General features: G+C 70.8%; 20 protein-coding genes and 1 pseudogene. 8 read left to right on the forward strand and 13 right to left on the reverse strand.

Translation table 11 applies throughout. The features are described 5' to 3' along the window. Positions 1–46: 46 nt before the first annotated feature. From OID54_RS29440 to OID54_RS29460, 5 genes are all read right to left on the reverse strand, one after another. Positions 47–2173 (reverse strand): 3-hydroxyacyl-CoA dehydrogenase NAD-binding domain-containing protein, encoded by a 2127-nt coding sequence (locus OID54_RS29440; protein ID WP_329024397.1) that lies wholly within the window; start codon positions 2171–2173, stop codon positions 47–49. Further along, positions 2170–3390 (reverse strand): thiolase family protein, encoded by a 1221-nt coding sequence (locus tag OID54_RS29445; protein ID WP_329024398.1) that lies wholly within the window; start codon positions 3388–3390, stop codon positions 2170–2172. Before OID54_RS29445 ends, OID54_RS29440 begins: the two co-directional genes overlap by 4 nt. A gap of 343 nt (positions 3391–3733) precedes the next feature. Continuing rightward, positions 3734–5017, reverse strand: coding sequence for a ribonuclease D (locus tag OID54_RS29450; protein ID WP_329024400.1), 1284 nt, complete (start codon positions 5015–5017; stop codon positions 3734–3736). Between the two features lie 87 nt (positions 5018–5104). Next, positions 5105–5770: a response regulator transcription factor gene (locus tag OID54_RS29455; RefSeq protein ID WP_015037008.1), complete on the reverse strand. Its 666-nt coding sequence runs from the start codon at positions 5768–5770 to the stop codon at positions 5105–5107. A gap of 599 nt (positions 5771–6369) precedes the next feature. Next, entirely contained in the window at positions 6370–7092 is a 723-nt protein-coding gene (locus OID54_RS29460) for a DUF3000 domain-containing protein (protein WP_329024402.1), read from the reverse strand. A 92-nt stretch (positions 7093–7184) separates the two neighbouring features. On the opposite strand from OID54_RS29460, the gene hemE reads away from it, so the two are divergent. Further along, a complete protein-coding gene (hemE, locus tag OID54_RS29465) occupies positions 7185–8249 on the forward strand; it encodes a uroporphyrinogen decarboxylase (protein ID WP_329024404.1) in 1065 nt (354 codons plus the stop codon). A 126-nt stretch (positions 8250–8375) separates the two neighbouring features. On the opposite strand, the gene OID54_RS29470 is transcribed toward hemE, so the two are convergent. Beyond that, positions 8376–9761 (reverse strand): FAD-dependent oxidoreductase, encoded by a 1386-nt coding sequence (locus tag OID54_RS29470; protein WP_329024406.1) that lies wholly within the window; start codon positions 9759–9761, stop codon positions 8376–8378. Positions 9762–9788: 27 nt separating this feature from the next. Continuing rightward, entirely contained in the window at positions 9789–10751 is a 963-nt protein-coding gene (locus OID54_RS29475; RefSeq protein WP_329024407.1) for a DUF4349 domain-containing protein, read from the reverse strand. A gap of 261 nt (positions 10752–11012) precedes the next feature. Between OID54_RS29475 and hemG the strand changes: the two genes are divergently transcribed. Beyond that, complete coding sequence (gene hemG, locus OID54_RS29480; protein ID WP_329024409.1) at positions 11013–12464, forward strand: protoporphyrinogen oxidase; 1452 nt, start codon at positions 11013–11015, stop codon at positions 12462–12464. Between the two features lie 4 nt (positions 12465–12468). Beyond that, entirely contained in the window at positions 12469–13182 is a 714-nt protein-coding gene (hemQ, locus tag OID54_RS29485) for a hydrogen peroxide-dependent heme synthase (protein ID WP_329024410.1), read from the forward strand. Between the two features lie 99 nt (positions 13183–13281). On the opposite strand, the pseudogene OID54_RS29490 reads toward hemQ, so the two are convergent. The 5 genes and pseudogenes from OID54_RS29490 to OID54_RS29510 form a co-directional block, all read right to left on the reverse strand. Next, positions 13282–14884: pseudogene (locus OID54_RS29490) on the reverse strand (alpha/beta hydrolase). A gap of 228 nt (positions 14885–15112) precedes the next feature. Continuing rightward, entirely contained in the window at positions 15113–15961 is an 849-nt protein-coding gene (locus OID54_RS29495) for a TIGR04222 domain-containing membrane protein (RefSeq protein WP_329024411.1), read from the reverse strand. A gap of 3 nt (positions 15962–15964) precedes the next feature. Beyond that, on the reverse strand, positions 15965–17296 hold the full coding sequence (locus tag OID54_RS29500; RefSeq protein WP_329027858.1) for a DUF692 domain-containing protein: 1332 nt from the start codon (positions 17294–17296) through the stop codon (positions 15965–15967). Between the two features lie 154 nt (positions 17297–17450). After that, complete coding sequence (locus OID54_RS29505; protein ID WP_329024413.1) at positions 17451–18230, reverse strand: DUF4142 domain-containing protein; 780 nt, start codon at positions 18228–18230, stop codon at positions 17451–17453. Between the two features lie 107 nt (positions 18231–18337). Then, a complete protein-coding gene (locus tag OID54_RS29510; protein ID WP_329024415.1) occupies positions 18338–19099 on the reverse strand; it encodes an aminoacyl-tRNA hydrolase in 762 nt (253 codons plus the stop codon). 82 nt (positions 19100–19181) lie between these two features. Between OID54_RS29510 and OID54_RS29515 the strand changes: the two genes are divergently transcribed. From OID54_RS29515 to OID54_RS29530, 4 genes are all read left to right on the forward strand, one after another. Then, positions 19182–19859 (forward strand): AIM24 family protein, encoded by a 678-nt coding sequence (locus OID54_RS29515; protein WP_329024417.1) that lies wholly within the window; start codon positions 19182–19184, stop codon positions 19857–19859. Between the two features lie 47 nt (positions 19860–19906). Continuing rightward, positions 19907–20728, forward strand: a complete 822-nt coding sequence (locus OID54_RS29520) for an ATP-binding cassette domain-containing protein (RefSeq protein WP_329027860.1) — start codon at positions 19907–19909, stop codon at positions 20726–20728. After that, a complete protein-coding gene (locus OID54_RS29525; protein WP_329024418.1) occupies positions 20725–21429 on the forward strand; it encodes an ABC transporter in 705 nt (234 codons plus the stop codon). Before OID54_RS29520 ends, OID54_RS29525 begins: the two co-directional genes overlap by 4 nt. 80 nt (positions 21430–21509) lie before the next feature. Continuing rightward, complete coding sequence (locus OID54_RS29530; protein ID WP_443055799.1) at positions 21510–21698, forward strand: hypothetical protein; 189 nt, start codon at positions 21510–21512, stop codon at positions 21696–21698. A gap of 12 nt (positions 21699–21710) precedes the next feature. On the opposite strand, the gene OID54_RS29535 is transcribed toward OID54_RS29530, so the two are convergent. Beyond that, positions 21711–22577 (reverse strand): polysaccharide deacetylase family protein, encoded by an 867-nt coding sequence (locus tag OID54_RS29535; RefSeq protein WP_329024422.1) that lies wholly within the window; start codon positions 22575–22577, stop codon positions 21711–21713. 99 nt (positions 22578–22676) lie between these two features. Between OID54_RS29535 and OID54_RS29540 the strand changes: the two genes are divergently transcribed. Beyond that, on the forward strand, positions 22677–23159 hold the full coding sequence (locus tag OID54_RS29540) for a hypothetical protein (protein WP_329024424.1): 483 nt from the start codon (positions 22677–22679) through the stop codon (positions 23157–23159). Positions 23160–23315: the final 156 nt, after the last annotated feature.

Raw genomic sequence — 23315 nt, forward strand, 5'->3', positions numbered from 1 at the left:
CGTACGGAGTCTTCCGTACGGCCCCTTCGGTCGTTCAGCCGGTCGTTCAGGCGGGCACGCTCGCCACACCCGCGGCCAGGAACGGCTTTCCGTTGACCCGCTGGGACACGCCTTCCCGGTCCAGGTACGGGGTGATGCCGCCCAGGTGGAAGGGCCAGCCCGCACCCGTGATCAGACAGAGGTCGATGTCCTGGGCCTCGGCCACCACGCCCTCGGCCAACATCAGCCCGATCTCCTGGGCAACCGCGTCCAGCACCCGGGCCCGGGTCTGCTCCTCAGTCAGGACGACATCGCCCTGGACCAGCAGCGCCGCGACCTCCGGGTCCAACTCGGGACGTCCGGAGTCGTACACGTAGAAGCCGCGCTTGCCCGCTTCGACGACTGCCTTCAGGTTCGGGGAGACCGTGAAACGGTCGGGGAAGGACCGGTTGAGGGTCTCGGACACGTGCAGTCCGATCGCCGGACCCACGAGTTCCAGCAGGACCAGCGGAGACATCGGAAGGCCCAGTGGCGCCACGGCCCGCTCCGCCACGACGACCGGAGTGCCCTCGTCGATGACGTTCTGGATCTCGCCCATGAAGCGCGTCAGGATGCGGTTCACCACGAACGCCGGTGCGTCCTTGACCAGGACGGCGGTCTTCCGCAGCTTCTTCGCCACACCGAAGGCCGTCGCCAGGGCGGCGTCGTCGGTCTGCACCCCGCGCACGATCTCCAACAGCGGCAGGATCGCCACCGGGTTGAAGAAGTGGAAGCCGACGACCCGCTCCGGGTGCTTCAGCTTCGACGCCATCTCGGACACCGAGAGCGACGAGGTGTTGGTGGCGAGGATCGCATGGGCGGGGGCGACGGCCTCCACCTCGGCGAACACCTGCTGCTTGACCGCCATCTCCTCGAAGACGGCCTCGATGATGAAGTCGGCGTCGGCGAAGCCCTCCGCCTTGTCCAGAACACCGGTCACCAGAGCCTTGAGCCGATTGCTCTGGTCCTGGTTGATCCGCTTCTTGGCCAGCAGTTTGTCGATCTCGCCGTGGACATAACCCACGCCCCTGTCGATCCGCTCCTGGTCGATGTCGGTGAGCACCACCGGCACCTCAAGGCGGCGCAGGAAGAGGAGTGCGAGCTGAGAGGCCATCAGGCCGGCGCCCACGACGCCCACCTTGGTGACGGGCCGGGCCAGGGCCCGGTCCGGGGCGCCGACCGGACGCTTGGCGCGCTTCTGCACCAGATGGAACGCGTAGATACCGCTGCGTAGTTCGCCGCCCATGATCAGGTCGGCCAGGGCGCGGTCCTCGGCGTCGAAACCGGCCTGGAGGTCCCCGTCCTTGGCCGCGGCCACGATGTCGAGGGCGCGGTAGGCGGCGGGGGCCGCGCCGTGCACCTTGGCGTCGGCGATGGCCCGCCCGCGCGCCACAGCCGCATCCCAGGGCTCACCCCGGTCCACCTCGGCCCGCTGGATGGCGATCTCGCCCTTGAGGACGGCCGCGGTCCAGGTCAGCGACTGCTCCAGGAAGTCCGCGCCTTCGAAGATCGCGTCGGCGATGCCCAGTTCGAAGACCTGGCGCCCCTTGAGCTGGCGGTTCTGGTTGAGCGAGTTCTCGATGATGACCGTGACCGCACGGTCAGCGCCGATCAGGTTCGGCAGCAGGGTGCAGCCTCCCCAACCGGGCACCAGCCCGAGGAACACCTCGGGCAGCGAGAACGCGGGCACCGCGCTGGAGACCGTACGGTACGAGCAGTGCAGCCCGACCTCGACGCCGCCGCCCATCGCGGCACCGTTGTAGTACGCGAAGGTGGGCACGGCGAGCCCGGAGAACCGCTTGAAGACGTCGTGGCCGCCCTTGCCGATGGCGAGTGCGTCCTCGTGGCGCTTCAGCAGTTCCACGCCCTTGAGATCGGCGCCGACCGCGAAGATGAACGGCTTGCCGGTGAGCCCGACCCCGACGATCGAGCCCTCGGCCGCCTCCCGCTCGACCTGGTCGATCGCCGCGTTCAGATTGGCCAGGGACTTCGGGCCGAAGGTGGTGGGCTTGGTGTGGTCGAGCCCGTTGTCGAGGGTGATCAGCGCGAACCGGCCGGCGGCGAGCGGCAGATCGAGATGGCGTACGTGGGCGCTGGTGACGACCTCGTCGGCGAACAGTTCGGCTGCGCCCTTCAGCAGCTCAGCGGTACTCACTTGTCGCCTCCGTTGAAGTGGGGGTTCTCCCAGATGACCGATGCGCCCATGCCGAAGCCGACACACATGGTGGTCAGGCCGTAGCGGACGTGCGGCTGCTCCTCGAACTGCCGGGCCAGCTGGGTCATCAGCCGGACGCCGGAGGAGGCCAGCGGGTGGCCGTAGGCGATGGCGCCCCCGTACTGGTTGACGCGCGCATCGTCGTCGGCGATGCCGTAGTGCTCAAGGAAGGCCAGCACCTGGACGGCGAACGCCTCGTTGATCTCGAAGAGTCCGAGGTCGTCGATCGACAGACCGGCCTTGGCGAGCGCCTTCTCCGTCGCCGGGATGGGTCCGTATCCCATGACCTCAGGCTCGACACCGGTGTAGGCGAAGGAGACGAGTCGCATCCGCACCGGCAGGTCGTGCTCGCGGGCGAACTCCTCGGAGGCGATCAGGGAGGCGGTGGCACCGTCGTTGAGCCCCGCCGCGTTGCCCGCGGTGACCCGGCCGTGGGGTCGGAAGGGGGTCTTCAGCGAGGCCAGGTTCTCCAGGGTGGTGCCCGGGCGCATCGGCTCGTCCTGGGTCGCGAGTCCCCAGCCGGTCTCACCGCTTTCGGGGGAGGTGCGGCGCACCGAGATCGGCACCAGGTCCTGCTGGATCTTCCCGTTCGCGTACGCCTTGGCGGCCTTCTCCTGGGAGCGCACCGCGTACTCGTCGGCGCGCGCCTTGGTGATGGTCGGGTAGCGGTCGTGGAGGTTTTCCGCGGTCATGCCCATGAACAGGGCCGACTCGTCGACGAGCTTCTCGCTCACGAACCGCGGGTTCGGGTCGACGCCCTCGCCCATCGGGTGGCGGCCCATGTGCTCCACCCCGCCCGCGATCACCGCGTCGTAGGCGCCGAAGGCGATGGCGCCCGCGGTGGTGGTGACGGCGGTCATCGCGCCGGCGCACATCCGGTCGATGGAGTAGCCGGGCACGGACTGGGGCAGTCCGGCGAGGATGCCGGCGGTGCGTCCGATGGTCAGGCCCTGGTCGCCGATCTGGGTGGTGGCGGCGATGGCCACCTCGTCGATCCGGGCGGGGTCGAGGCCGGGGTTTCGGCGCAGCAGTTCCCGGATGGCCTTGACGACGAGGTCGTCGGCCCGGGTCTCGTGATAAATGCCCTTCGGGCCCGCCTTGCCGAACGGGGTGCGGACGCCGTCGACGAAGACGACGTCCCTGACGGTACGAGGCACGATGGCTCTCCTCCAGGGTGCGGGGTGGCACTGCTGCGGGACGCGGCTGAGCGCGCGCTTTCCTCCCCCATGCTACTTGCGGGTAACCATCGTGCCCAGCCCCCTCCCGGTGAGCGTCGAAGGTCACAACCGCAGCTGCCGGTGCGGGGGAGGGCTTTCGACGGTCGTGAGCGCGGACCCGGGCGCGACGGAAGAACCGTGCCACGGCCCGGGTGGGCGGGCGTGGCACGGTTCGTGGGCGTGTCTCGATCGGTTCGCGCTCGATACGGGGGCGGGACCGGTGTCGGCAGAGCTGCGGCCGGTCGAGCAGCGGCCGGCCGGCACTGGCGGCGTCCAGCGCCGGTCAGTCGGTGACCGTCACCGCCTGGGCCAGCAGCGGAGCCACCAGCTCCACCTGCCATGGCCGCGCTCCGAGCTCCGTCAGCGCTTGGGCCACCGCTTCGACGGAGTGGTCGCCCGGGGGTTCCCAGCAGACCCTGCGGACCGTGTCCGGCGTGATCAGGTTCTCCTGCGGCAGATTGAGCTCCTCCGCCAGCGCCGAAACCGCGGTCCGTGCCGCCGACAGGCGTGCCGCAGCGGCCGGATCCTTGTCGGCCCAGGACCGCGGCGGCGGCGGACCATTCAGCGGCTGACCGGGCTGGGGCAGCTCCGCATCGGGCAGGGCCTTCGCCCGGTCGACCGCCGCCTGCCACTGCTCCAGCTGTCGACGTCCCATCCGATGGCCGAAACCGGTGAGCGCCGTGAGCGCCTGTACGTTCGGCGGCACGGACAGGGCGGCCTCGATGATGGCACTGTCGCTCAGCACCTTGCCCGGTGAGACGTCGCGGCGCTGGGCGACCGTGTCACGGGCCGTCCACAGCTCGCGCACGACCGCCATCTGACGGCGCCTGCGCACCTTGTGCATGCCCGACGTACGCCGCCAGGGGTCCTTGCGCGGCGGGGCCGGTGGGGCACTGGCGATGGCGTCGAACTCCTGGTGGGCCCAGTCCAGCTTGCCCTGCCGGTCCAGCTCCTTCTCCAGTTCGTTGCGCAGGTCGACGAGCAGTTCCACGTCGAGGGCCGCGTACCTGAGCCAGGGCTCGGGCAGCGGGCGGGTGGACCAGTCGACTGCGGAGTGGCCCTTCTCCAGGGCGTAGCCGAGTACCGACTCGACCATCGCGCCGAGTCCGACCCGGGGGAAGCCTGCCAGCCGCCCGGCCAGTTCGGTGTCGAAGATCTGGGTCGGCACCATGCCTATGTCCCGCAGGCAGGGCAGGTCCTGGGTGGCTGCGTGGAGGATCCACTCCGTGTCGGCGAGGACGTCGCCCAATGCGGAGAGGTCGGGGCAGCCGACGGGGTCGATCAGTGCGCTGCCGGCGCCTTCCCGGCGCAGCTGCACCAGATACGCGCGCTGGCCGTAGCGGTAGCCCGAGGCCCGCTCGGCGTCGACGGCCACGGGGCCGGTACCGGCGGCGAACGCCGAGATCACCTCGGCGAGCGCGTCGGCGTCCGCGACCACCGGGGGGATGCCTTCTCGGGGCTCCAGCAGGGCGACGGGGGGTACTTCGGCTGCGACGCCGTCGTCCGGGGGAGCGCCCCCGGTGGTTCGCAGTGCGGTCTTAGCTGCGGGGTCATGGGCGTCGGTCACGTGTCAAGGGTATCTGTCAGCGGAGCGCGCCCGTCGACGTAACGTTCCGTCGACGGGCGCGTACGGGATTGAGTGGGGGCGGAGGGGTCAGTGGATGATGCCCGTGCGCAGGGCCACGGCCACCATTCCGGCGCGGTCGCCCGTGCCGAGCTTGCGCGCGATTCGGGCGAGATGGCTCTTGACCGTCAGGGCGGAGAGCCCCATCGAGACACCGATCGCCTTGTTGGACTGGCCTTCGGCGACCAGCCTGAGGACCTCGACCTCGCGGCCTGAGAGCTCACGGTAGCCACCCGGGTGGCTCGGAGCACCCGGGGGACGACGGTGGCCGAGACGGGCCGCTGCGGCGCCGATGGGGGCGGCGCCGGGGCGAGTGGGATGCCCGATGTTGGTTCGGGTCCCGGTGACGACATATCCCTTGACACCGCCGGCGAGCGCATTGCGCACGGCGCCGATGTCATCGGCCGCGGAGAGGGCGAGGCCGTTGGGCCAGCCCGCCGCGCGGGTTTCGGACAGAAGGGTCAGCCCGGATCCATCGGGCAGGTGGACGTCGGCAACGCAGATGTCGCGCGGGTTGCCGACGCGGGGACGCGCCTCCGCGATGGACGACGCCTCGATCACGTCGCGCACACCGAGCGCCCACAGATGGCGGGTCACGGTGGAGCGGACGCGCGGGTCGGCCACGACGACCATGGCCGTCGGTTTGTTCGGGCGGTAGGCGACCAGGCTTGCGGGCTGCTCAAGTAGAACGGACACCAGGCCTCCTGAGGAAGGTGCGGGACGGGCCGGCTCGGGGATGAAGCCGGGGCGAACCGTGCAGTTAGGGTCACTGACCTCTTCGGCACCGAAGCCGGTCGCCTTTAGAGAATGATCACGATTTGGTGAGTAACAATTGGTGCAATTAGGACGGGTGATCGATCATCCTACGAATGAGCTGACGGGTTGTTACCCACGGGGCCATCGCTGATGAGGGGCGTTGTGAGGCCGCTGAATCCGCCCCGGAAGGGTGTGCCGGGTGAGGCGGTTTCCACAGGGGGAGCGGTCGCTCCGAAGGCGGGTCGGCGCCGCGCCCGAGCCAGGTCGGGTGGCGCGACAGCCCTATCGACCGACGCACTGTTGCGTCAGCCGAGGTAGCCGCATCGGTTGAGCTGACCGTATCGCCTTTTGCCGCTGACCACGGCGTACGTCGGCGGGGGCGGCGAGCGGACGTGGCGGGTCCCGAAGGGTCCGTGGCCGGATCCGTTCCCGGGGCTGCGCGGGGCGGGGCGCACTGCCCCTGTCGTCCCGCGCAGCCGTCCCGCGCCGCCGTCCGAAAGGGGCGATGGCGCGGTGCGAGCCGCCCCTCAGTTCTCAGTTCACCGGTGCTGCGGCCCCCGGCGCTGCGGCAACGACACCACACCGGCACCCGGCTCCACCCCGACCGCGGCTGGCGGGAGCCCGGCGATCTGGCAGAGCAGATCACACCAGGCGGCCAGGTGAGCAGCCGTGTCGGGCACACCGTCCCGGCCCTCCCGGGGCGTCCACGAAGCCCGGATCTCGATCTGGGTCGCGGGCCGGCGCTCGGCGAGTCCGCCGAAGTAGTGCGACCCGGCGCGGGTCACCGTCCCGCTGGGTTCGCCGTACGCCAGCCCGCGGGCCTCCAGCGCCCCCGTCAGCCACGACCAGGACACCTCGGGCAGCAGGGGGTCCGCCGCCATCTCCGGCTCCAGCTCGGCGCGGATCAGGGTCACCAACCGGAACGTGCCCTGCCAGGCGTCGTGCCCGGCCGGATCGTGCAGCAGGACCAGCCGCCCGTCCGCCAGGTCCTCGTCGTCCTCCACGACCGCGGCCTCCAGCGCGTACGCATGCGGGGCGAGCCGCTGCGGCGGGCGGGTGGGGTCCACTTCGATCCCGGGCCGCAGTCGCGCGGACCGCAGCCCTTCGACCGCGAGCCGGAACGCGCGGGGCACAGTGTCCTGCGTGCCGTCGTCAGCACCGTCCTTGTCGTCCCCGCCCGAGCCGGGCGAACCGGATTGCGCGTGATGTGACTGATCAGACTGGTCAGAATGATCCGAATAACGTCCCTGAGCCGCGGCCATGCGGGGAAGAGTAGGCGGAACGGGCCCTGAGCGCAGGGAAGGACACCCGGCCCGGGGCAGCCACTTCCACCCGGCGTGCGAAGATTTGGGGCGTGAGCGTCAACGACCGCCCCACGGGCCAGCAGCCGAAGCCGTACGAATCCGCCTTCCTCAAGGCGTGCCGGCGGGAGCCCGTCCCGCACACACCGGTCTGGTTCATGCGCCAGGCCGGCCGTTCCCTGCCCGAGTACCTGAAGGTGCGCGAGGGCACGGCGATGCTGGAATCGTGCATGCGGCCCGAGTTGGTCACCGAGATCACGCTCCAGCCGGTCCGCCGCCACAAGGTCGACGCCGCGATCTACTTCAGCGACATCGTGGTCCCCCTCAAGGCGATCGGCGTGGACCTCGACATCAAGCCCGGCGTCGGCCCGGTCGTTGCCGACCCCATCCGCACCCGCGCCGACCTGACCCGGCTCAGGGACCTCACACCCGAGGACGTCTGGTACGTGACCGAGGCGATCGGCCTGCTCACGGCCGAGCTCGGCACCACCCCGCTCATCGGGTTCGCCGGCGCGCCCTTCACGCTCGCCAGCTACCTCGTGGAGGGCGGGCCCTCCCGCAACCACGAGCACACCAAGGCGATGATGTACGGCGACCCGCAGCTGTGGGCCGATCTGCTGGACCGTCTCGCCGAGATCACCTCGGCGTTCTTGAAGGTGCAGATCGAAGCCGGAGCCAGCGCCGTCCAGCTCTTCGACTCCTGGGTCGGCGCACTCGCACCGGCCGACTACCGTCGCTCCGTGATGCCCGCCTCGACCAAGGTGTTCGATGCGGTGGCCTCCTACGGGGTGCCCCGGATCCACTTCGGCGTGGGCACCGGTGAGCTCCTCGGCCTCATGGGTGAGGCCGGCGCCGATGTGGTGGGCGTGGACTGGCGCGTTCCGCTGGACGAGGCTGCCCGACGGGTCGGCCCGGGCAAGGCGCTCCAGGGCAACCTCGACCCCGCGGTGCTGTTCTCCTCCCGCGAGGCGGTGGAGAGCAAGACCCGAGAGGTGCTCGACGCGGCGGAGGGCCTGGAAGGCCACATCTTCAATCTGGGCCACGGTGTGCTCCCCACGACCGACCCGGACGCGCTGACGCGTCTGGTGGCATCGGTCCACGAGCAGACGGCCCGCTGAACCTGCGCGCCCGCGCACGGCGTCCAAGGCGCAATCACGCCTTCCGGCAAGGCCGTTGACGTCTCACAGGGAACTGCTGCGGATGCCGTGGGCAGGGGAGCCACCCGGACCCCCTGCCCGGGGCCGTCAGCCCGCCCGTACCGCCGTGGCCGCCTTGCGGGCCGCCACCAGCACCGGGTCCCAGACCGGGGAGAACGGGGGCGCGTACCCGAGGTCCAGGGCGGTCATCTGCTCGACCGTCATCCCGGCCGTCAGCGCCACCGCCGCGATGTCCACCCGCTTCGCCGCGCCCTCACGGCCCACGATCTGCACGCCCAGCAGCCGCCCCGTACGGCGCTCGGCGATCATCTTCACCGTCATCAGGGCGGCCCCGGGGTAGTAGCCGGCCCGGCTGGTGGACTCGACCTTCGCCGTCACGAACTGTAGGCCCACCGCCGATGCCTCCCGCTCCCGCAGACCGGTTCGGGCGATCTCCAGCTCACAGACCTTGCTGACCGCCGTGCCCACCACGCCCGGGAACGTGCCGTAGCCCCCGGCCACGTTGGAGCCGATGATCTGGCCGTGCTTGTTGGCATGGGTGCCGAGGGGGACATGGCGATCCCGGCCCGAGACCAGGTCGAGCACCTCGACGCAGTCCCCACCGGCCCAGATGCGGTCCTCGCCGCGCACCCGCATCGACAGGTCCGTGAGCAGCCCCCCGTAGGCGCCCAGCGGTAGTCCCGCGGCCTTCGCCAGCGAGGTCTCGGGCTCCACACCCATGCCGAGGACCACGACATCCGCCGGATGGACGGCGTCACGCGTGGCGACCGCACAGGCCCGGCCCGCGTCATCGGTGTGGATCGCGGTCACCTCGGCGCGATTCACCGTGGTGATACCCAGGCCGTCCATCGCCTGGTGCACCAGGGAACCCATGTCCGGGTCGAGCGTCGCCATCGGCTGCTCGCCACGGTTGAGCACCGTCACCTCGAAGCCCCGGTTCAGCAGGGCCTCCGCCATCTCCACACCGATATAGCCGGCGCCGATCACCACCGCGCGGCGCCCCTCGGTGGCCGCGAGCGTGTCCAGCAGTGCCTGGCCGTCGTCGAGGTTCTGCACACCGTGCACACCAGGGGCGTCGATGCCGGGCAGCGGCGGTCGCACGGGGCGCGCCCCGGTGGCCAGTACAAGCCTGTCGTAGCCGGTCCACGCGTGCGCGCCGCTCTCCAGATCGCGCGAGCGCACCCGCCCGCGCGCCGTGTCGATCTCCACGACCTCCGTACGCATCCGGAGGTCGATCGCGCGCTCGCGGTGCTCGGCCGGCGTACGGGCGATCAGATCGGCGCGCTCGTCGACCTGGCCGCCGATCCAGTACGGGATCCCGCACGCCGAGAACGAGCTGAAGTGGCCGCGTTCGAACGCGACGATCTCCAACTCGTCCGGCCCCTTGAGCCTGCGTGCCTGCGATGCGGCGGACATGCCCGCCGCATCGCCTCCGATGACCACCAGTCGCTCGACCGTTCTGGGACTCGTCATGCCCCCACGCTACGGGGGAGTGCCTGGTCAGCTGCGGTCAGGTTCCTCCTGTTCGGTCTGCGGGGGCGTCGCCGCGTAGGCGGGCAGGGGAGCGGGTGACGGCTCCGGGACTGACCGGCGTCCGTTCAGCCGGGGGCGCACCGCCCACCGCCACAGCGCGTACAACAGGCCCAGCAGAGCGGCGAACGGCGCCGCCGCACCGAGCACCACCACGGTCCAGCGCAGCGAGGTCACCAGGGCGTCCCAGCCGCCCTCCAGCGCGTCCAGGAAGCCCGGGTCGCCCTCTTCCTCGTCCTTCGGTTCCTCGGTCTCGGAGAGCGTGAGCTCGATCGTCGACAGACTCGTCCGGTCCTTCAGTGACGCCTGTCGGGCGAGCAGCGACTCTAGTTCCGCCTGACGGCTGCTGAGCTGCCCCTCCAGGGTCACCACGTCGGCGAGCTTGTCGGCCCGGTCCATGAGCGCCCGCACCCGGGTCACGCTCGCCCGCTGGGTGGCGATGCGGCTCTCCACGTCGACGACCTCATCGGTCACATCGGTGGCGTTCGAGGTCCGCAGCAGGAGCTTTCCCGCGCCCGCCAACTCGGCCAGCACCCCGTCGTAGCGTTCCTGCGGAACGCGCAGGACCACCCGCGTGTCCATCTCGTCGTCGCCGATGCGCTCGGTGGACTCCTCGGCGACATGGCCGCCCACCTGCTCGGCGGTCCTGCGGGCGGCGGTCAGTGCCTTCGCAGAGTCCTTGACCCGGACCCGCAGTTCGGCGGTGCGGATGATGTGCGAGGGCGCCAGTTTGAGAGCCGGTGCCGCCTTCGGGGACCCCTGTTGGTCCGACTTCGGATCGGTTGCCGCCTCCTTGGCGCCGCCCACCGCCGCCCGTTGGGCCGCGGCGTCGACCGCCTTGGCCGATTTGTTGTCCCCGTCATCCGCGGCGCAGCCCGCCACCGCGAGTGAGGCGGTCAGCAGAACTACGGCGCACGTACGTCGTGCACGCATATGGCCCCCCATATCGATTCCGTCGCTGGATATCGCCCTTTCGACGGGGGGTTCCTGCGTCCGGTTTCCTCCCGGCGGTAGCGAACCGGTCACGGTCAGGACTCGAATCGGATCGGACGGGACATGGGACGCAAGACATGCGACACGGGAAGCGACACGACCCGAAGAGACCCGACGTGAACTGAAGAGAACCCAAGAGAACCGAATGGTGCGCAACCGGTCGCTCAAGGCCGCCCCAAGCAGATCTGAGACAGTGGAGGCATGCAGTCTTCCCAGGACACCGGTACCGGACCCCGGACGGACCCCGGGCACGTCGTCGTCATCGGGGGCGGGATCACCGGGCTCGCCGCCGCACACCGGCTCGTCGGCGCGGGGGTCAGGGTCACCCTCCTTGAGTCCACCGACAGGCTCGGCGGCAAACTGCTCGTCGGAGAGATCGAAGGCGCCCCGATCGACCTCGGCGCCGAGTCCCTGCTCGCCCGACGCCCCGAAGCGATCGACCTCGCCCGGGCGGTCGGCCTCGGCGACAGACTCCAGGCGCCCGCCACGGCCACCGCTGCACTGTGGACCCGCGACGCCCTGCGCCCCATGCCCAAGGGACATGTGATGGGAGTCCCCGGGACCCCCGAGGCGCTCGCCGGAATCCTGTCGCCGCGCGGTGTCGCACGCATCGCAGAGGAGCGCGACCTGCCCGCCGCCGAACTCGACGAGGACGTGGCCATCGGCGCCTTCGCCGCCGAACGCCTCGGCCGTGAAGTCGTCGACCGCCTAGTGGAACCCCTGCTCGGAGGTGTGTACGCGGGTGACGCCTATCGGATCTCCATGCAGGCCGCCGTGCCCCACCTCTACGCCGCGGCCAAGAAGCGGGGCTCCTTGCTCGCGGGCGTCCAGGAGGTGCAGCGCAGGGCCCGGGAACAGCAGCAGGACGGGCCCGTGTTCCTCGGCATCGAAGGCGGTGTCGGCACCCTGCCGGAAGCGGTCGCCGACGCGGTGCGCGCGGGCGGTGGCGAGATCCTCCACCGCACGCCCGTCATCGCGCTGAACCGCCGCTCGGACGGCTGGGAAGTCCGCCTCACGGACCGGACCCTGACCGCCGACGCCGTGGTCCTCGCGGTGCCTGCAGGCCCCGCGGCGACCCTGCTCGCCGCCGAGTCCCCCGCCGCAGCCGCCGAGGTCGACCGGATCGAGTACGCCTCGATGGCCCTGGTCACCCTCGCCTTCCCGCGCTCCGCGATGACCGGCCTCCCCGCCGGTAGCGGCTTCCTCGTCCCTCCGATCGAGGGCCGCACCATCAAGGCGTCCACCCTCTCCACCCAGAAGTGGCAGTGGGTCGGCGACCGCTCGCCCGAACTCTTCGTGCTGCGCGCCTCCATCGGTCGCCACGGCGAGGAGGAGCAGTTGCAGCGCGAGGACGCCGAGTTGATCGACGTGGCATCGGGCGACCTCCGCCAGGCGACCGGGGTCACGGCCACTGCCGTCGCCGCCACCGTCACCCGATGGACGCGAGGACTTCCCCAGTACCCGGTGGGCCATCCCGCCCGGGTCGCGCGCATCCACCGGGAGGTCGCCAAGCTGCCCGGTCTGGCGCTCTGCGGCGCGGCCTACGACGGCGTCGGCATCCCTGCCTGCATCGCCGGTGGGCAGCGCGCCGCTGACGAGATCCTCGCCACGCACACCCTGGCGCGGGGCACCGATCGGGGCGCGGGACAATAGCCCCATGAGCGCACCTGAAAAGATTCCGAACGCCGGCAAGAAGGCCAAGGACCTCAACGAGGTCATCCGCTACACGCTGTGGTCCGTCTTCAAGCTGCGCGACGTGCTGCCCGAGGCCCGCTCCGGTTACGCCGACGAGGTCCAGGAGCTGTTCGACCAGCTCGCCGCCAAGGACATCACGGTGCGCGGCACGTACGACCTCTCCGGGCTGCGCGCCGACGCCGACGTGTTGATCTGGTGGCACGCCGAGACCTCGGACGAGCTCCAGGAGGCGTACAACCTCTTCCGTCGCACCCGCCTCGGTCGGGCGCTGGACCCGGTCTGGTCGAACATGGCCCTGCACCGGCCCGCCGAGTTCAACAAGTCGCACATCCCGGCGTTCCTCGCCGACGAGAACCCGCGCGACTACGTCAGCGTCTATCCCTTCGTCCGCTCCTTCGACTGGTACCTGCTGCCCGACGAGGACCGTCGACGCATGCTCGCCGACCACGGCAAGATGGCCCGCGGTTACCCGGACGTCCGCGCCAACACGGTCGCCTCGTTCTCCCTCGGCGACTACGAGTGGATCCTCGCCTTCGAGGCGGACGAACTGCACCGGATCGTCGATCTGATGCGTCATCTGCGGGCGTCCGAGGCCCGGATGCACGTGCGCGAGGAGGTCCCGTTCTACACGGGCCGCCGCAAGGAGGTCTCCGAACTGGTGGCTTCGCTCGCCTGACGGGTCTCCACCCGTTCCGGGCGCCGCGCCTCAGCGGCCCCGGACATGACGAAGGCCGGGACCGCACACCAGCGGCCCCGGTCTGTCCGACCCGGAAGGTCAGACGGCGTTCGGCAGCCTGCGCTGCTCGCTCCGCCGCTCCAGCGACACCGGGTCCGGCTCCGGGTGCGGCGCGCACGACGCGCGCCGCACCGGCGTCCTCCCCTGAAGGAGGTACTCCTCCAGATGGGCGTTCACACAGGCGTTGGCGCCGCCGCCGATGCCGTGCGTACCGGCGTCCTCCTCGGTGATCAGGACCGCCCCCTTCAACCGGCGCGTCAGTTCCTTCGCCCCTTCGTACGGGGTCGCCCCGTCCCGCTCCGCCGCGAGGATCAGCACCGGCGGCAGCGCGCCCCGCCGGGTGCCCACGTCCAGGGGCTCCTGTCGAGGCCCCTGCCAGAAGGCACAGGGCAGGTTCATCCAGGCGTTGTCCCAGGTCTCGAAGGGCGCGGTACGGGCGAGTTCCGTGTTGTCCCGGTCCCACACCGCCCAGTCGGTGGGCCAGGGGGCGTCGTTGCACTCGATGGCGGAGTAGACGGCCCGCGCGTTCTCCGACTCCTTCGCCGCCCCGGTCCGCGGTGCGGCCTGAGCGATCAACGGCTTGTCGTTGCCGCGCAGATACTCCGAGAGGGCCGTGGCCCTCGGTACCCAGTAGTCGTCGTAGTACCCCGCGCCCAGGAACGCCCCGTGCAACTCGCCCGGTCCCACCGTGCCCCCCGCGGGCTCCACGGCCAGTCGGGCACTCGCCCGTTCATAGCTGCGCGCCACCGCATCGGGGGTCGCGCCCAGCCCGTAGACGTCGTCGTGTTTGGCGATCCAGGTGCGGAAGTCCGTCCAGCGGCGCTCGAAGGCGGTGTTCTGGTCGAGGTTGCTCCGGTACCAGATCTTCTCCGGGGCCGGGTTCACCGCCGAGTCGAAGACCATGCGACGCACGTGGGAGGGGAAGAGGGTGGCGTACACCGCACCGAAGTAGGTGCCGTAGGAAGCTCCCATGAAGGTCAGTCGCTGCTGGCCGAGTGCGGCCCGCAGCACATCGAGGTCACGCGCGTTGTTCAATGAGGTGTAGTGCCGCAGCGCGCTGCCGTTCCGTCGGGCACAGCCCTCGGCGTATGCCTTTGCCCCGGCGATCCGCCGCTGCTTGTCGGCGGGGGAGGGGTGGGTCGGATCCGGGGTCGGGCCCTGGGCCCGCTCGGACGGCTCCTCACAGGACAGCGGCGCGGAACGTGCGACACCGCGGGGCGCGTAGCCCACCAGGGTCGTAGGCGCGGGCGATGCGCTTCCACTCCGGGAGTTGTCCGGCCAGGGGGAAGTACATGCTGGATGCGCCGGGACCGCCCGGGTTGTAGACGAACGCGCCCTGGTAGTCGGCCGGATCACCGCTCGCCGGGACCCGACTGACCGTGAGGGAGATCTGCCGGCCCGACGGCTGTGCGTAGTCCAACGGCACTTCGACGGCGCCGCATTTCACCGAGGAGGGGAGCCGCTCCACCTCGGGGCAGGCATCGAACGAGATGCCCGCGCTGGCGGCCCGTGCGGCTGCGATGGCGGTGCCGTGGGACTCGGGCACGGTGGTCGTGGCGCCGCCCGCGGGCGGGACGATCAACGTGCTGATCGCCAGGGAGCCGAGGCCGATGAGGACCCCGTGTCGTGCGCGTGCTCTCATCCAGATCCCTTCGTCGCCCGCCGTCCTCGGTTCGTGTGCGGACGGCGGTCAAGGGATCGATCCTTCGTGGCGCTTCGGGGCGAGTAAAGCACCGCCGAACGGTGTCGCGGTCAATGACTCCGATGCGCCCTTCGGCCTCCAGTGCGCCCCCGTGATGCGGTGTCGAGCCCCGTGCGGCGCCCAGGCCGGGGAGCCACCGGGGGCGTCGGGTCGATGGCCGTCGGGGGGTCAGCCGCAGCCGCAGCCGCCGCACCCTCCGCAGCCGTCGCCACCACCGCCGTCTCCGCCACCGTCCCCGCCCCCTGTCGTGGCGGCCATCAGGGGCACCGCCACGGAAGCGGCGAGGAGCGTCCGCAGCAGCGGATGACCCGCGGCGCTCGCCCCCTGCACCGCCACCCGCTGCCCGGGAGCCGTGGAGCCTGCGGAGCGTCGGCCGTAGTCGCGCAGGGCCCGCAGCCCCGCCTTCGTCACCCGCCGACTGACCCGGCGCGCCATCAGATGCCCGGTCACGATGCCCCAGACCAGCGCCGGCAGCACCAACAGGACGAAGGGCAGGGCGGGACGGTCCCAATCATGGACATGGCTGACGACGGTGAGCGTGGTAGCGGTCGTCAGCCCCATCCAGCACAGGGTCGCCTGGCCGTGCCCCCAGAGAACGGGCCCCGCGCCGATGCGCCGGAGCGACATCATCAGTCCGCGATCGGTCAGCCCACTGGCGATGCCGGTCACCGCTGGCTTGCGCATCACCTTGTACCGCAGCGTGTTCAGTTGGTGGTCGTCGGAGTTCGCCAGATGTGTGAGCACGGCCCGCTCCACGGGATCGTGGGAGACGTCGTTGTGTACGCCCACGATGCCAGGTCCGCCTATCTGTAGGCGTCCGTCCGCGTGCATGGCTGTCACCGCTGTGTCCACAACCCGTACCGGACCGCCACTTAGGAAGGCCGCCTCGTAGACACTGCGGATCTCCTCCGCCACCCCACGGGCCCGACTGTCCCGTTGGGCCCGGACGACGGTGACGATCAGCGGGATCGACGAGGCCGCGATCGCGATCCAGACCAACACGGCTGCTGCGTCCATGGACTACCTCCGTAGAAGTCTCATCCGTGCCGCCCGGGCGATCCGTGCGGCACGCCCGGGTGGGCGGGTTGCGATGCGATCCTCCCACCACCGGGTGAGCTGGCGCCGGGCCCGAGCGTTGGCGGGCCGGCCGGAAATCAGCAGGTGTTCGGCGAAGGAGAGTGCGTCCTTGCGGTATCCCGAGCCCATCGGGCGACCCTTGGCGTACGCGAGGAACGCGGGCCGGTAGCCGGGGCCGAGGATCTCGGGCAGTTCCGGGGCGATGCGGGCGACGACGGACGCCCGCTTGGCGGCGAGCGCCCGCCGCTGCACCCGCAACCGCTGGTGGTCGAAGCCCTCGGGGGCCGGACCGCCCGCCACCAGGGAGGCGAGGAGCGCCGTCTGGCAGATGCCGAGCCGGTCCCGGGCCGATGGATCGGCCGATCCGGGCGATCCGGGCGATGCGTCGGCTTCCCGGTCGGTCGCGGTCGCCGAAGCCGGGCGGGTTGCCGGCGGAGCCTGCACCGCGCCTCCCACCGCCTCCCTGATCGCCGCCAACTCACCCGCCAGCGCGCCATGCACCTGGTCGGATGGCGGAAAGTCGTCGTCCCGCTCCAGCAGCACCCCCGGCGGGCTGACCCGGGACGCGAGTTCCCGCAGCACCTCCAGGACGGGTTCGGTGACCGGATGGGCGTGGGTGTCGTGCCAGACGCCGTCCCGTTCCTCGCCGCCTGCCACATGGACGTACGCGATCGCTTCCACCGGGAGTTCGGCGAGGGCCTTTGCCGGGTCCTCGCCACGGTTGACGTGGTTCGTGTGCAGGTTCGCCACGTCGATCAACAGGCCAACCCCGGTGCGCTCGACGAGTTCGGCGAGGAACTGCCCCTCCGTCAGCTCCTCGTCGGGCCAGGAGATCAGTGCGGCGATGTTCTCCAGCGCCAGCGGTACGGGCAGGGAGTCCTGCGCGATCCGGACGTTCTCAACCAGGACCTTCAGGGCGTCCCAGGTCCTTGGCACCGGGAGCAGATGACCGGCCTCCAACTGCGGGGACGCGGTCAGTTTCCCCCCGGCCCGCACGAACGCGATGTGCTCCGTGACCAGGGGCGCGCCCAGTGCGGTCGCCCGCTCGGCGAGGTCCTTGAGCCGCTGCTCGGACGGCCGGTCGGCGTCGCCGAGCCCCAGGGACACCCCGTGTGGCACGACGGTCAGACCGCGTGCCAGCAGCCGGGACAGCGAGTCGGGCAGATGGCAGGGGCAGATGTTCTCCGCCACCACCTCGACCCAGTCGAGCCCCGACAACTCCTCCACGGTCCGTGCTATCTCCGGACGCCAACCGATGCCCATGCCGAGTGCCATGCCGCCCCCTGCGGTGTGTCCCCAACTCCCGGTCGCGCCTCGGTCACCGCCGAGGACGCGTGGTGGTGTCATCGCCCTGTAAGGACAGGGTAAATCCCGGGGGTGAGACGTTCAGAGGTGGATTTGAGGTTCCCGACGAGTAGGGATTGCAAGGTCAGGGGCTGAGCGAGGGCTCCGGCCTGCCGGTGTTGATGGCGCCGGGAGGGCCGGGTGGTACGGACGGCTGGGAGGTCAGCTGCTGGCTGCCGTTGGGCTCCACCGGCTGCGGAGCGGCGGGCACGTTCCCGCCCGGCGGCGGCGGCCCGGTGGGGCTCGCCTTCGCACCCCCGGCCGCTTCGTTGGCGATGGCGTCGAAGTCGACCATGCCGGTCCCCTCCAACATGGTGATGTGGTCCAGCACCGTCTGGTTGGCATCGCTCGCCAACTGCCGTATCAGCGTGTTGCGCGTGGTGTGCCGGACCTGGGCGATCAGCGAGAAGACCTTGCCATGGGCGTTGCGCAGGATGTTGGCGAACTTGAACTCGTACTCGCGTCCGCTCGCCGCCGACAGCTCCCGCAGCCACGCCTGCTGCTGCTCGTTCGGCTGGTTGGGCAACTCCACCCCGAGCTTGCCCGCCACCTCGCGGGCCCGTCGGTCGAGATCGGCGTGGCCGACGACGAGGTGGTCGCCCGTGTCCTTGATCGCCTTGGTCGGGGCCCGCTCGATCGCCTGCTGTCCCGCCGGCAGCTCCCAGAGCCCGGCCAGCCGGACCTTCACCAGGAAGTCCCGGTCGGTGGCCGACAGCGGGCCCCACTGCGTCGCCACGGTCGAGGCGTTCAGATTGTCCTGACCGGTTCCCGAACGGTCCGCGTACGACCACACCGGGAAGGCCAGGGCCCCCACGGTGGCGACCAGGGCCGCAATGATCAGAGCCGTCCCGTTGATGCGCCGCAACAAAGTACCTCCCGAGCTGATGTGCCAGAGGCCAACCAACCGTCAACGGAGCCTGGGCGCCATCGTTTTGGCGGTACTGAGAGGTACGCAACCTACCCGTCGGGCGTTCAGCGGTACAGCGCGGGATGATCAGCGATCACTGTCCGTGACCCGGCTTCGATCTCGGTGAAGCCGGCGTCCCGGACGACCGGCAACCCACTGGACGCCAGGCGCGCCCAACGCTCCGCGTCCGCCGTGCGCACGGCCAACGGGAAGCCTGCCTTCGCCCACTCGGTGCGGTCCGCGTCCGATAGCTCCCACCAGGCGAGCTGGGCGCCGTGCCCGGCCTGTGCCATCGCCTTGCCCGCCGACATCTCCACCTCCGGGCTGAGCCACAGCACCGGCACTCCCGCTGCCGGCTGAGCGGGCGGCTCCGGGTCCTCCAGATCCGTCCCCGACACCTGGAGCTTGGCCAGTTCCTTGGGCCAGCCGTCCAACGGGACCGGAGGGAAGACCCGTACCTCGCACTCCCGCCCGGTGACCGTGATGCCCGGCAGGGCGGACGCCTTGCGCCACTCCGCACCGCGCGCCCGCCGCACCACCTTGCGGATCCGGGCGTCCTGCCAGTCGCTGACCGCCCGCGCCCATTCCCCCTCGCCCACCGACCGCTCGTCGCCGAGCAGGGTGAGCACCGCGCGGGCCGCGGTCTCCAGCGCATCCGTGCGGGCCGGGGGAGCCGTCTTCTCGATCCGCACCACCAGCGGCAGGACGAACTGGGGCGCCGTGTCGCGATCGACGTTCTCGTGCTGGAACGGACTGTCCTGGCTTGGCGGGACATTTGAAGCGGACGGGTTCGCGGGATTGGCGGGTTCTACGTTTTCGCTGCTCACAGCTGCCAGTGTGCCAGCAGTGCACGGTGCAACCATGGGAACGGCTTGGCGGAACCCCGACCTCCGGGTGAGGATGCACTCCATGAAAAGCGACCTCTTCGCCTCCGAGAATATGGCGCAGCAAGCCACCGTTCCCGGAATGACCCAGCAGAACGCCAAGTCGATCAAGTACGCCGTGAACGGCGAGATGCACGCGCGCCAGGGATCGATGATCGCCTTCCGGGGCAATCTCCAGTTCGAGCGCAAGGGTCAGGGCATCGGCGGCATGCTCAAGCGTGCGGTCACCGGTGAGGGGCTGCCGCTGATGGCCGTGCGCGGACAGGGCGAGGCATGGTTCGCCCACGAGGCCGCCAACTGCTTCATCGTCGACATCGAGCCCGGTGACGCCCTCACGATCAACGGGCGCAACGTCCTGTGCTTCGACGCATCCCTCTCGTACGAGATCAAAACGGTGAAGGGTGTCGGCTCGGCCGGTGGCGGACTCTTCAACAGCGTCTTCACCGGCCACGGCAAACTCGCCATCATCTGCGAGGGCAACCCCATCGTCATACCCGTCACCGCCCAGCAGCCCGTCTACGTCGACACGGACGCGGTCGTCGGGTGGAGCGCCAGTCTCACCACCTCCCTCAACCGCTCGCAGTCCTTCGGCTCCATGATCCGCGGCGGCTCCGGCGAAGCGGTCCAGCTGATGCTCCAGGGCGAGGGTTTCGTCATCGTCCGGCCCAGCGAGCTGGTCCCGCAGAAGGCGGCGTCCAACTGATACTCCAGTCGGTCGGCCGCCGCTACGGACTGCGCGGCCCCTGGGTACTGCGCGGAGTGGATCTCGAACTCCCGGCACGCACCCTGGTCCGGATCTCCGGGACCAACGGCACCGGAAAGTCCACCCTGCTCCGGCTGATCGCCGGGATCGACGCGCCCAGCGAGGGCCGGATCGACGGCCGGCCCCGCACGGCGTACGTCCCCGAACGGTTCCCGGGCGTACTGCCGTTCACCGCCGTGGGCTATCTGCGCCACATCGGGCGCATCCACGGTCTCGACCGCCGTACGGCGGCCACGCGCGCCCATGAGTGGCTGGAGCGCTTCGGCGCGTCCGAGCACGCGGGCACGCCCCTCGCCGAGCTCTCCAAGGGCACCAGCCAGAAGGTGGCCGTCGCCCAAGCGCTGCTGGCCGAGCCCGAGTTGCTCGTCCTGGACGAGGCATGGACCGGACTCGACGCGGCAGCCCGGGCCGAACTCGACCGCGCGGTGGCCGAACGGGTCGCGGCGGGTGCCACCGCGGTCTACGTCGACCACGACCCGCTGCGGCTGGCCGACGCGGCCGACGCGGTCCACTCGGTGAGCGCGGGCACCCTCATCCCGGCGCCGGCGTCGATACCGGGCGCCCCACCCCCCTCGGCGACGGCGGCTGGACCGCAGGTGCAGATCATCGCCTCGGGTCCTCCCGGTGAACCCCCGCCCGACGGACTGCCCGGCACACCCGAGCACGAGGTGCGGCCCGACGGCGACATCGTGTTCACGGTCACCGCCCCCTACTCCGACTCGCTGCTCAGAGCCCTGCTCTCGGCCCGTCCGCCCTGGCACGTCCGCCAGGTCGAACACCGCGAGGCCACGAAGGTGAGCCAAGGATGAGTGCGCTCTTCGCGCTGCTCGGCTACCAGTCCGCCCTGCTGCTGCGCTCCCAGCGCTGGCTGCCGCCGTTCCTGCTGTACGGGATCATCCTCGCCGTGGGCATCCAACCGGGCCGCCCCGTGCTGGATGCGCTCGGCTACTCGGCCGCCGCGCTGCTGCCGGTCACCGCCTGGCTGGTCCGGGTCTGTGTCACCCAGGAGCCCACGTCCGCCCGGGATATCACCTCGGCGGCTACCAGCCCCCAGCGCGTCCAGTTGGCACCGCTGCTCACCGCGCTCATGGGCGCCGGGCTGCTGGGATGCGTGGGCACCACGGTGGTGGTGCTGGTCAGCAAGGCGATGGGCGCCGACAACCGGACCGTGGTCCCCCTGCCGGAGGCCACCTTCGCCGGGCTGCTGGCGGCGGCCGTCTGCGCGCTGACGGGCGCGGCGGTTGCGGCGCTGTGCACCCGGCCGCTGCTCTACTCGCGCGGCTGGTCGCTCGCCCTCACCGCACTCGGTTCGCTCCTCGCGCTGGTGACCACCGGTTCGCCCGCCAAGTACGCGGTGACGGTGTTGGTCTCCGGCTCCCGGACCGGTGACCCCCGGCTGCCCCTGCTCGCCTTCGCCGGGGCGCTGCTGTTCGCGGTCCTCGCCGGGGCGGCGGCCTGTGCGATGGGTCCGCTGCGCGGCACCGACGTGGCGACGGAGACCAGCGGCTGACAGCGGGGGCGCCGCCTGCCGGGGGATGGCCGCTTCAGCGATCGTTGAGCACCACCCGTAGGCTCGGTGTCATGGGTGTCATGGACCAGCCGGACGAGGCGTACTGCGCAACACCGGAACGACCCGAAGCGGCCCCGGACGAGGGGCCGCCCTTCGCGGAGTGCGTGCTCTGTCGGGAGCCGACGGAGTATCCGGAGTCGGTGCGGGGCAGCACGCTCTGCCCGGTCTGCGAATGGCAGGAGGCACAGCGGACGGCGTGCTCCGGCTGAGCCGTCCATGGGTCATCCGGTGGTCGCCCCGCGCATCACGTCGGAGACCCTGACCATGCGGTAGCCGCGTTCCCTCAGCTTCGGCACGATGGTGCGGATCGCCTGCTCGGTGACGGGCGCCGCGCTGCGCGTGCAGTGCATGACCACCACGGAGCCGGGCTTCACTCCCGCGAGCACCTGCTCGGCCACGGCGTCCGCATCGCTGGCGAACGCGTCCCCGCTGACCACGTCCCATTGCACGGCCGTCACCCCGGTGGGTGCGATCGCGCGCAGTGCGGTCGTGTCGTAGCAGCCCCCCGGGAACCGGAAGTACGGCACCACCCGTTCCGCGCCGACCTTGCGGAATGCGGTGAACGCCCGTTCCACATCGGCCCGCATGGCGTCCTTGGCGACGGTCGGCAGGCCGTAGCAGGGAGCGGCGAAGGCGTGATGGCTGTAGGAGTGGTTGGCGATCTCGAAGAGGGGATCGGTGCCGATCGACTTCGCCTGCGCCGGGTACTCCTCGGCCCAGCGGCCGGTCATGAAGATCGTCGCGGGGACCTTGAGGCGTCGCAGAGTGCTGATGAGTTCCGGGTTGTCGAAGTGTTCGCCGCGGGCTGCCCGTGGACCCTGGTCGGCGGTCATGTCGGCGTCGAAGGTGAGTGCCACGGTCTTCGGCGCCGTCGCCGAGGCGGGGGCGCGCTCGAAGACCGGTGTGAGGCCGGAGCGCGGTCGCGCGAGTTGGGGCGCGGGCGCTGCCTCGGGGGCGGCACGGGGACCGGCCCCGGTGCGGGGGGCAGTCGGTTCGGTTCGGTCGGTGGGCTCCCGTGCACCGCCGCAGGCGACGAGTGCCGCACCGAGGACCGCCACGGCGAAGAGTCTTCGTACGGAAATGATCACTGGTCAAAAATATATGATCAGTAGGGCAATCTGCTGATATGTCGCTTCTGTGTCGGGACTACGATCCCTACGCCGGATCCCACCCCCAGGAGGAGTGACATGGCCCAGGTCTCCGCAGCCGGAGTGCTCGTCCGATGGACCGAGGTGGCCGATGTGCCGGCCGACCGCGGCGGAGCGCTGTGGCGGCTCGAAGCCGCGGGCCGGCAGTTGGACGCCAATGTCGTCCGTCTCCCCGCGGGCGAGCGGGTCGAGACGCACGAAGAAGGGGACCTCGACGTACTGCTGTGCGTGCTCAGCGGCGACGGCGAGGTGGAGATCGACGGCCAGCGCCAGGCCCTCGCCGTCGACAGTCTGGTCTGGCTGCCGCGCGGTGCCCGTCGATCGCTGCGGGCGGGGGGCGACGGGCTCGTCTACCTCACCGCGCACCGTCGGCGCCCCGGCCTCGCCATCACCGGCGCGCAGGGCCTTGAGGGCGGGGAGTCGGCCTGCATGCTCAACCGCCTCTGCCCCTCCTGCGACCGCCCGGCGGACGACCCCGGCGCCCGTTTCTGCGCACGATGCGGAATGCAACTTTCCCTCTGAGGAAGCCCGTTTCGGTGCCCGTCCATCGCTGTGCTCGGCGCAGGTCCGCGCGGTCCGATGGCCCGACGAGCGGTGGAGTTCCGTACGGCTCCTGACGGACCATCAGTCAACTCACCCGTCTCCACATTGAGCACACCACACGACTCATCCGTACCA

Origin of the sequence: Streptomyces sp. NBC_00690, from assembly GCF_036226685.1 — a bacterium.
Taxonomy (GTDB): domain Bacteria; phylum Actinomycetota; class Actinomycetes; order Streptomycetales; family Streptomycetaceae; genus Streptomyces.

Coding starts and splice junctions, on each gene's coding strand:
- OID54_RS29460 (WP_329024402.1), bottom strand. CDS start 7,092: ATGGCCGCGGCTCAGGGACGTTATTCGGATCATTCTGACCAGTCTGAT.
- OID54_RS29470 (WP_329024406.1), bottom strand. CDS start 9,761: ATGACGAGTCCCAGAACGGTCGAGCGACTGGTGGTCATCGGAGGCGAT.
- OID54_RS29475 (WP_329024407.1), bottom strand. CDS start 10,751: ATGCGTGCACGACGTACGTGCGCCGTAGTTCTGCTGACCGCCTCACTC.
- hemG (WP_329024409.1), top strand. CDS start 11,013: ATGCAGTCTTCCCAGGACACCGGTACCGGACCCCGGACGGACCCCGGG.
- hemQ (WP_329024410.1), top strand. CDS start 12,469: ATGAGCGCACCTGAAAAGATTCCGAACGCCGGCAAGAAGGCCAAGGAC.
- OID54_RS29495 (WP_329024411.1), bottom strand. CDS start 15,961: ATGGACGCAGCAGCCGTGTTGGTCTGGATCGCGATCGCGGCCTCGTCG.
- OID54_RS29500 (WP_329027858.1), bottom strand. CDS start 17,296: ATGGCACTCGGCATGGGCATCGGTTGGCGTCCGGAGATAGCACGGACC.
- OID54_RS29515 (WP_329024417.1), top strand. CDS start 19,182: ATGAAAAGCGACCTCTTCGCCTCCGAGAATATGGCGCAGCAAGCCACC.
- OID54_RS29525 (WP_329024418.1), top strand. CDS start 20,725: ATGAGTGCGCTCTTCGCGCTGCTCGGCTACCAGTCCGCCCTGCTGCTG.
- OID54_RS29530 (WP_443055799.1), top strand. CDS start 21,510: ATGGACCAGCCGGACGAGGCGTACTGCGCAACACCGGAACGACCCGAA.
- OID54_RS29540 (WP_329024424.1), top strand. CDS start 22,677: ATGGCCCAGGTCTCCGCAGCCGGAGTGCTCGTCCGATGGACCGAGGTG.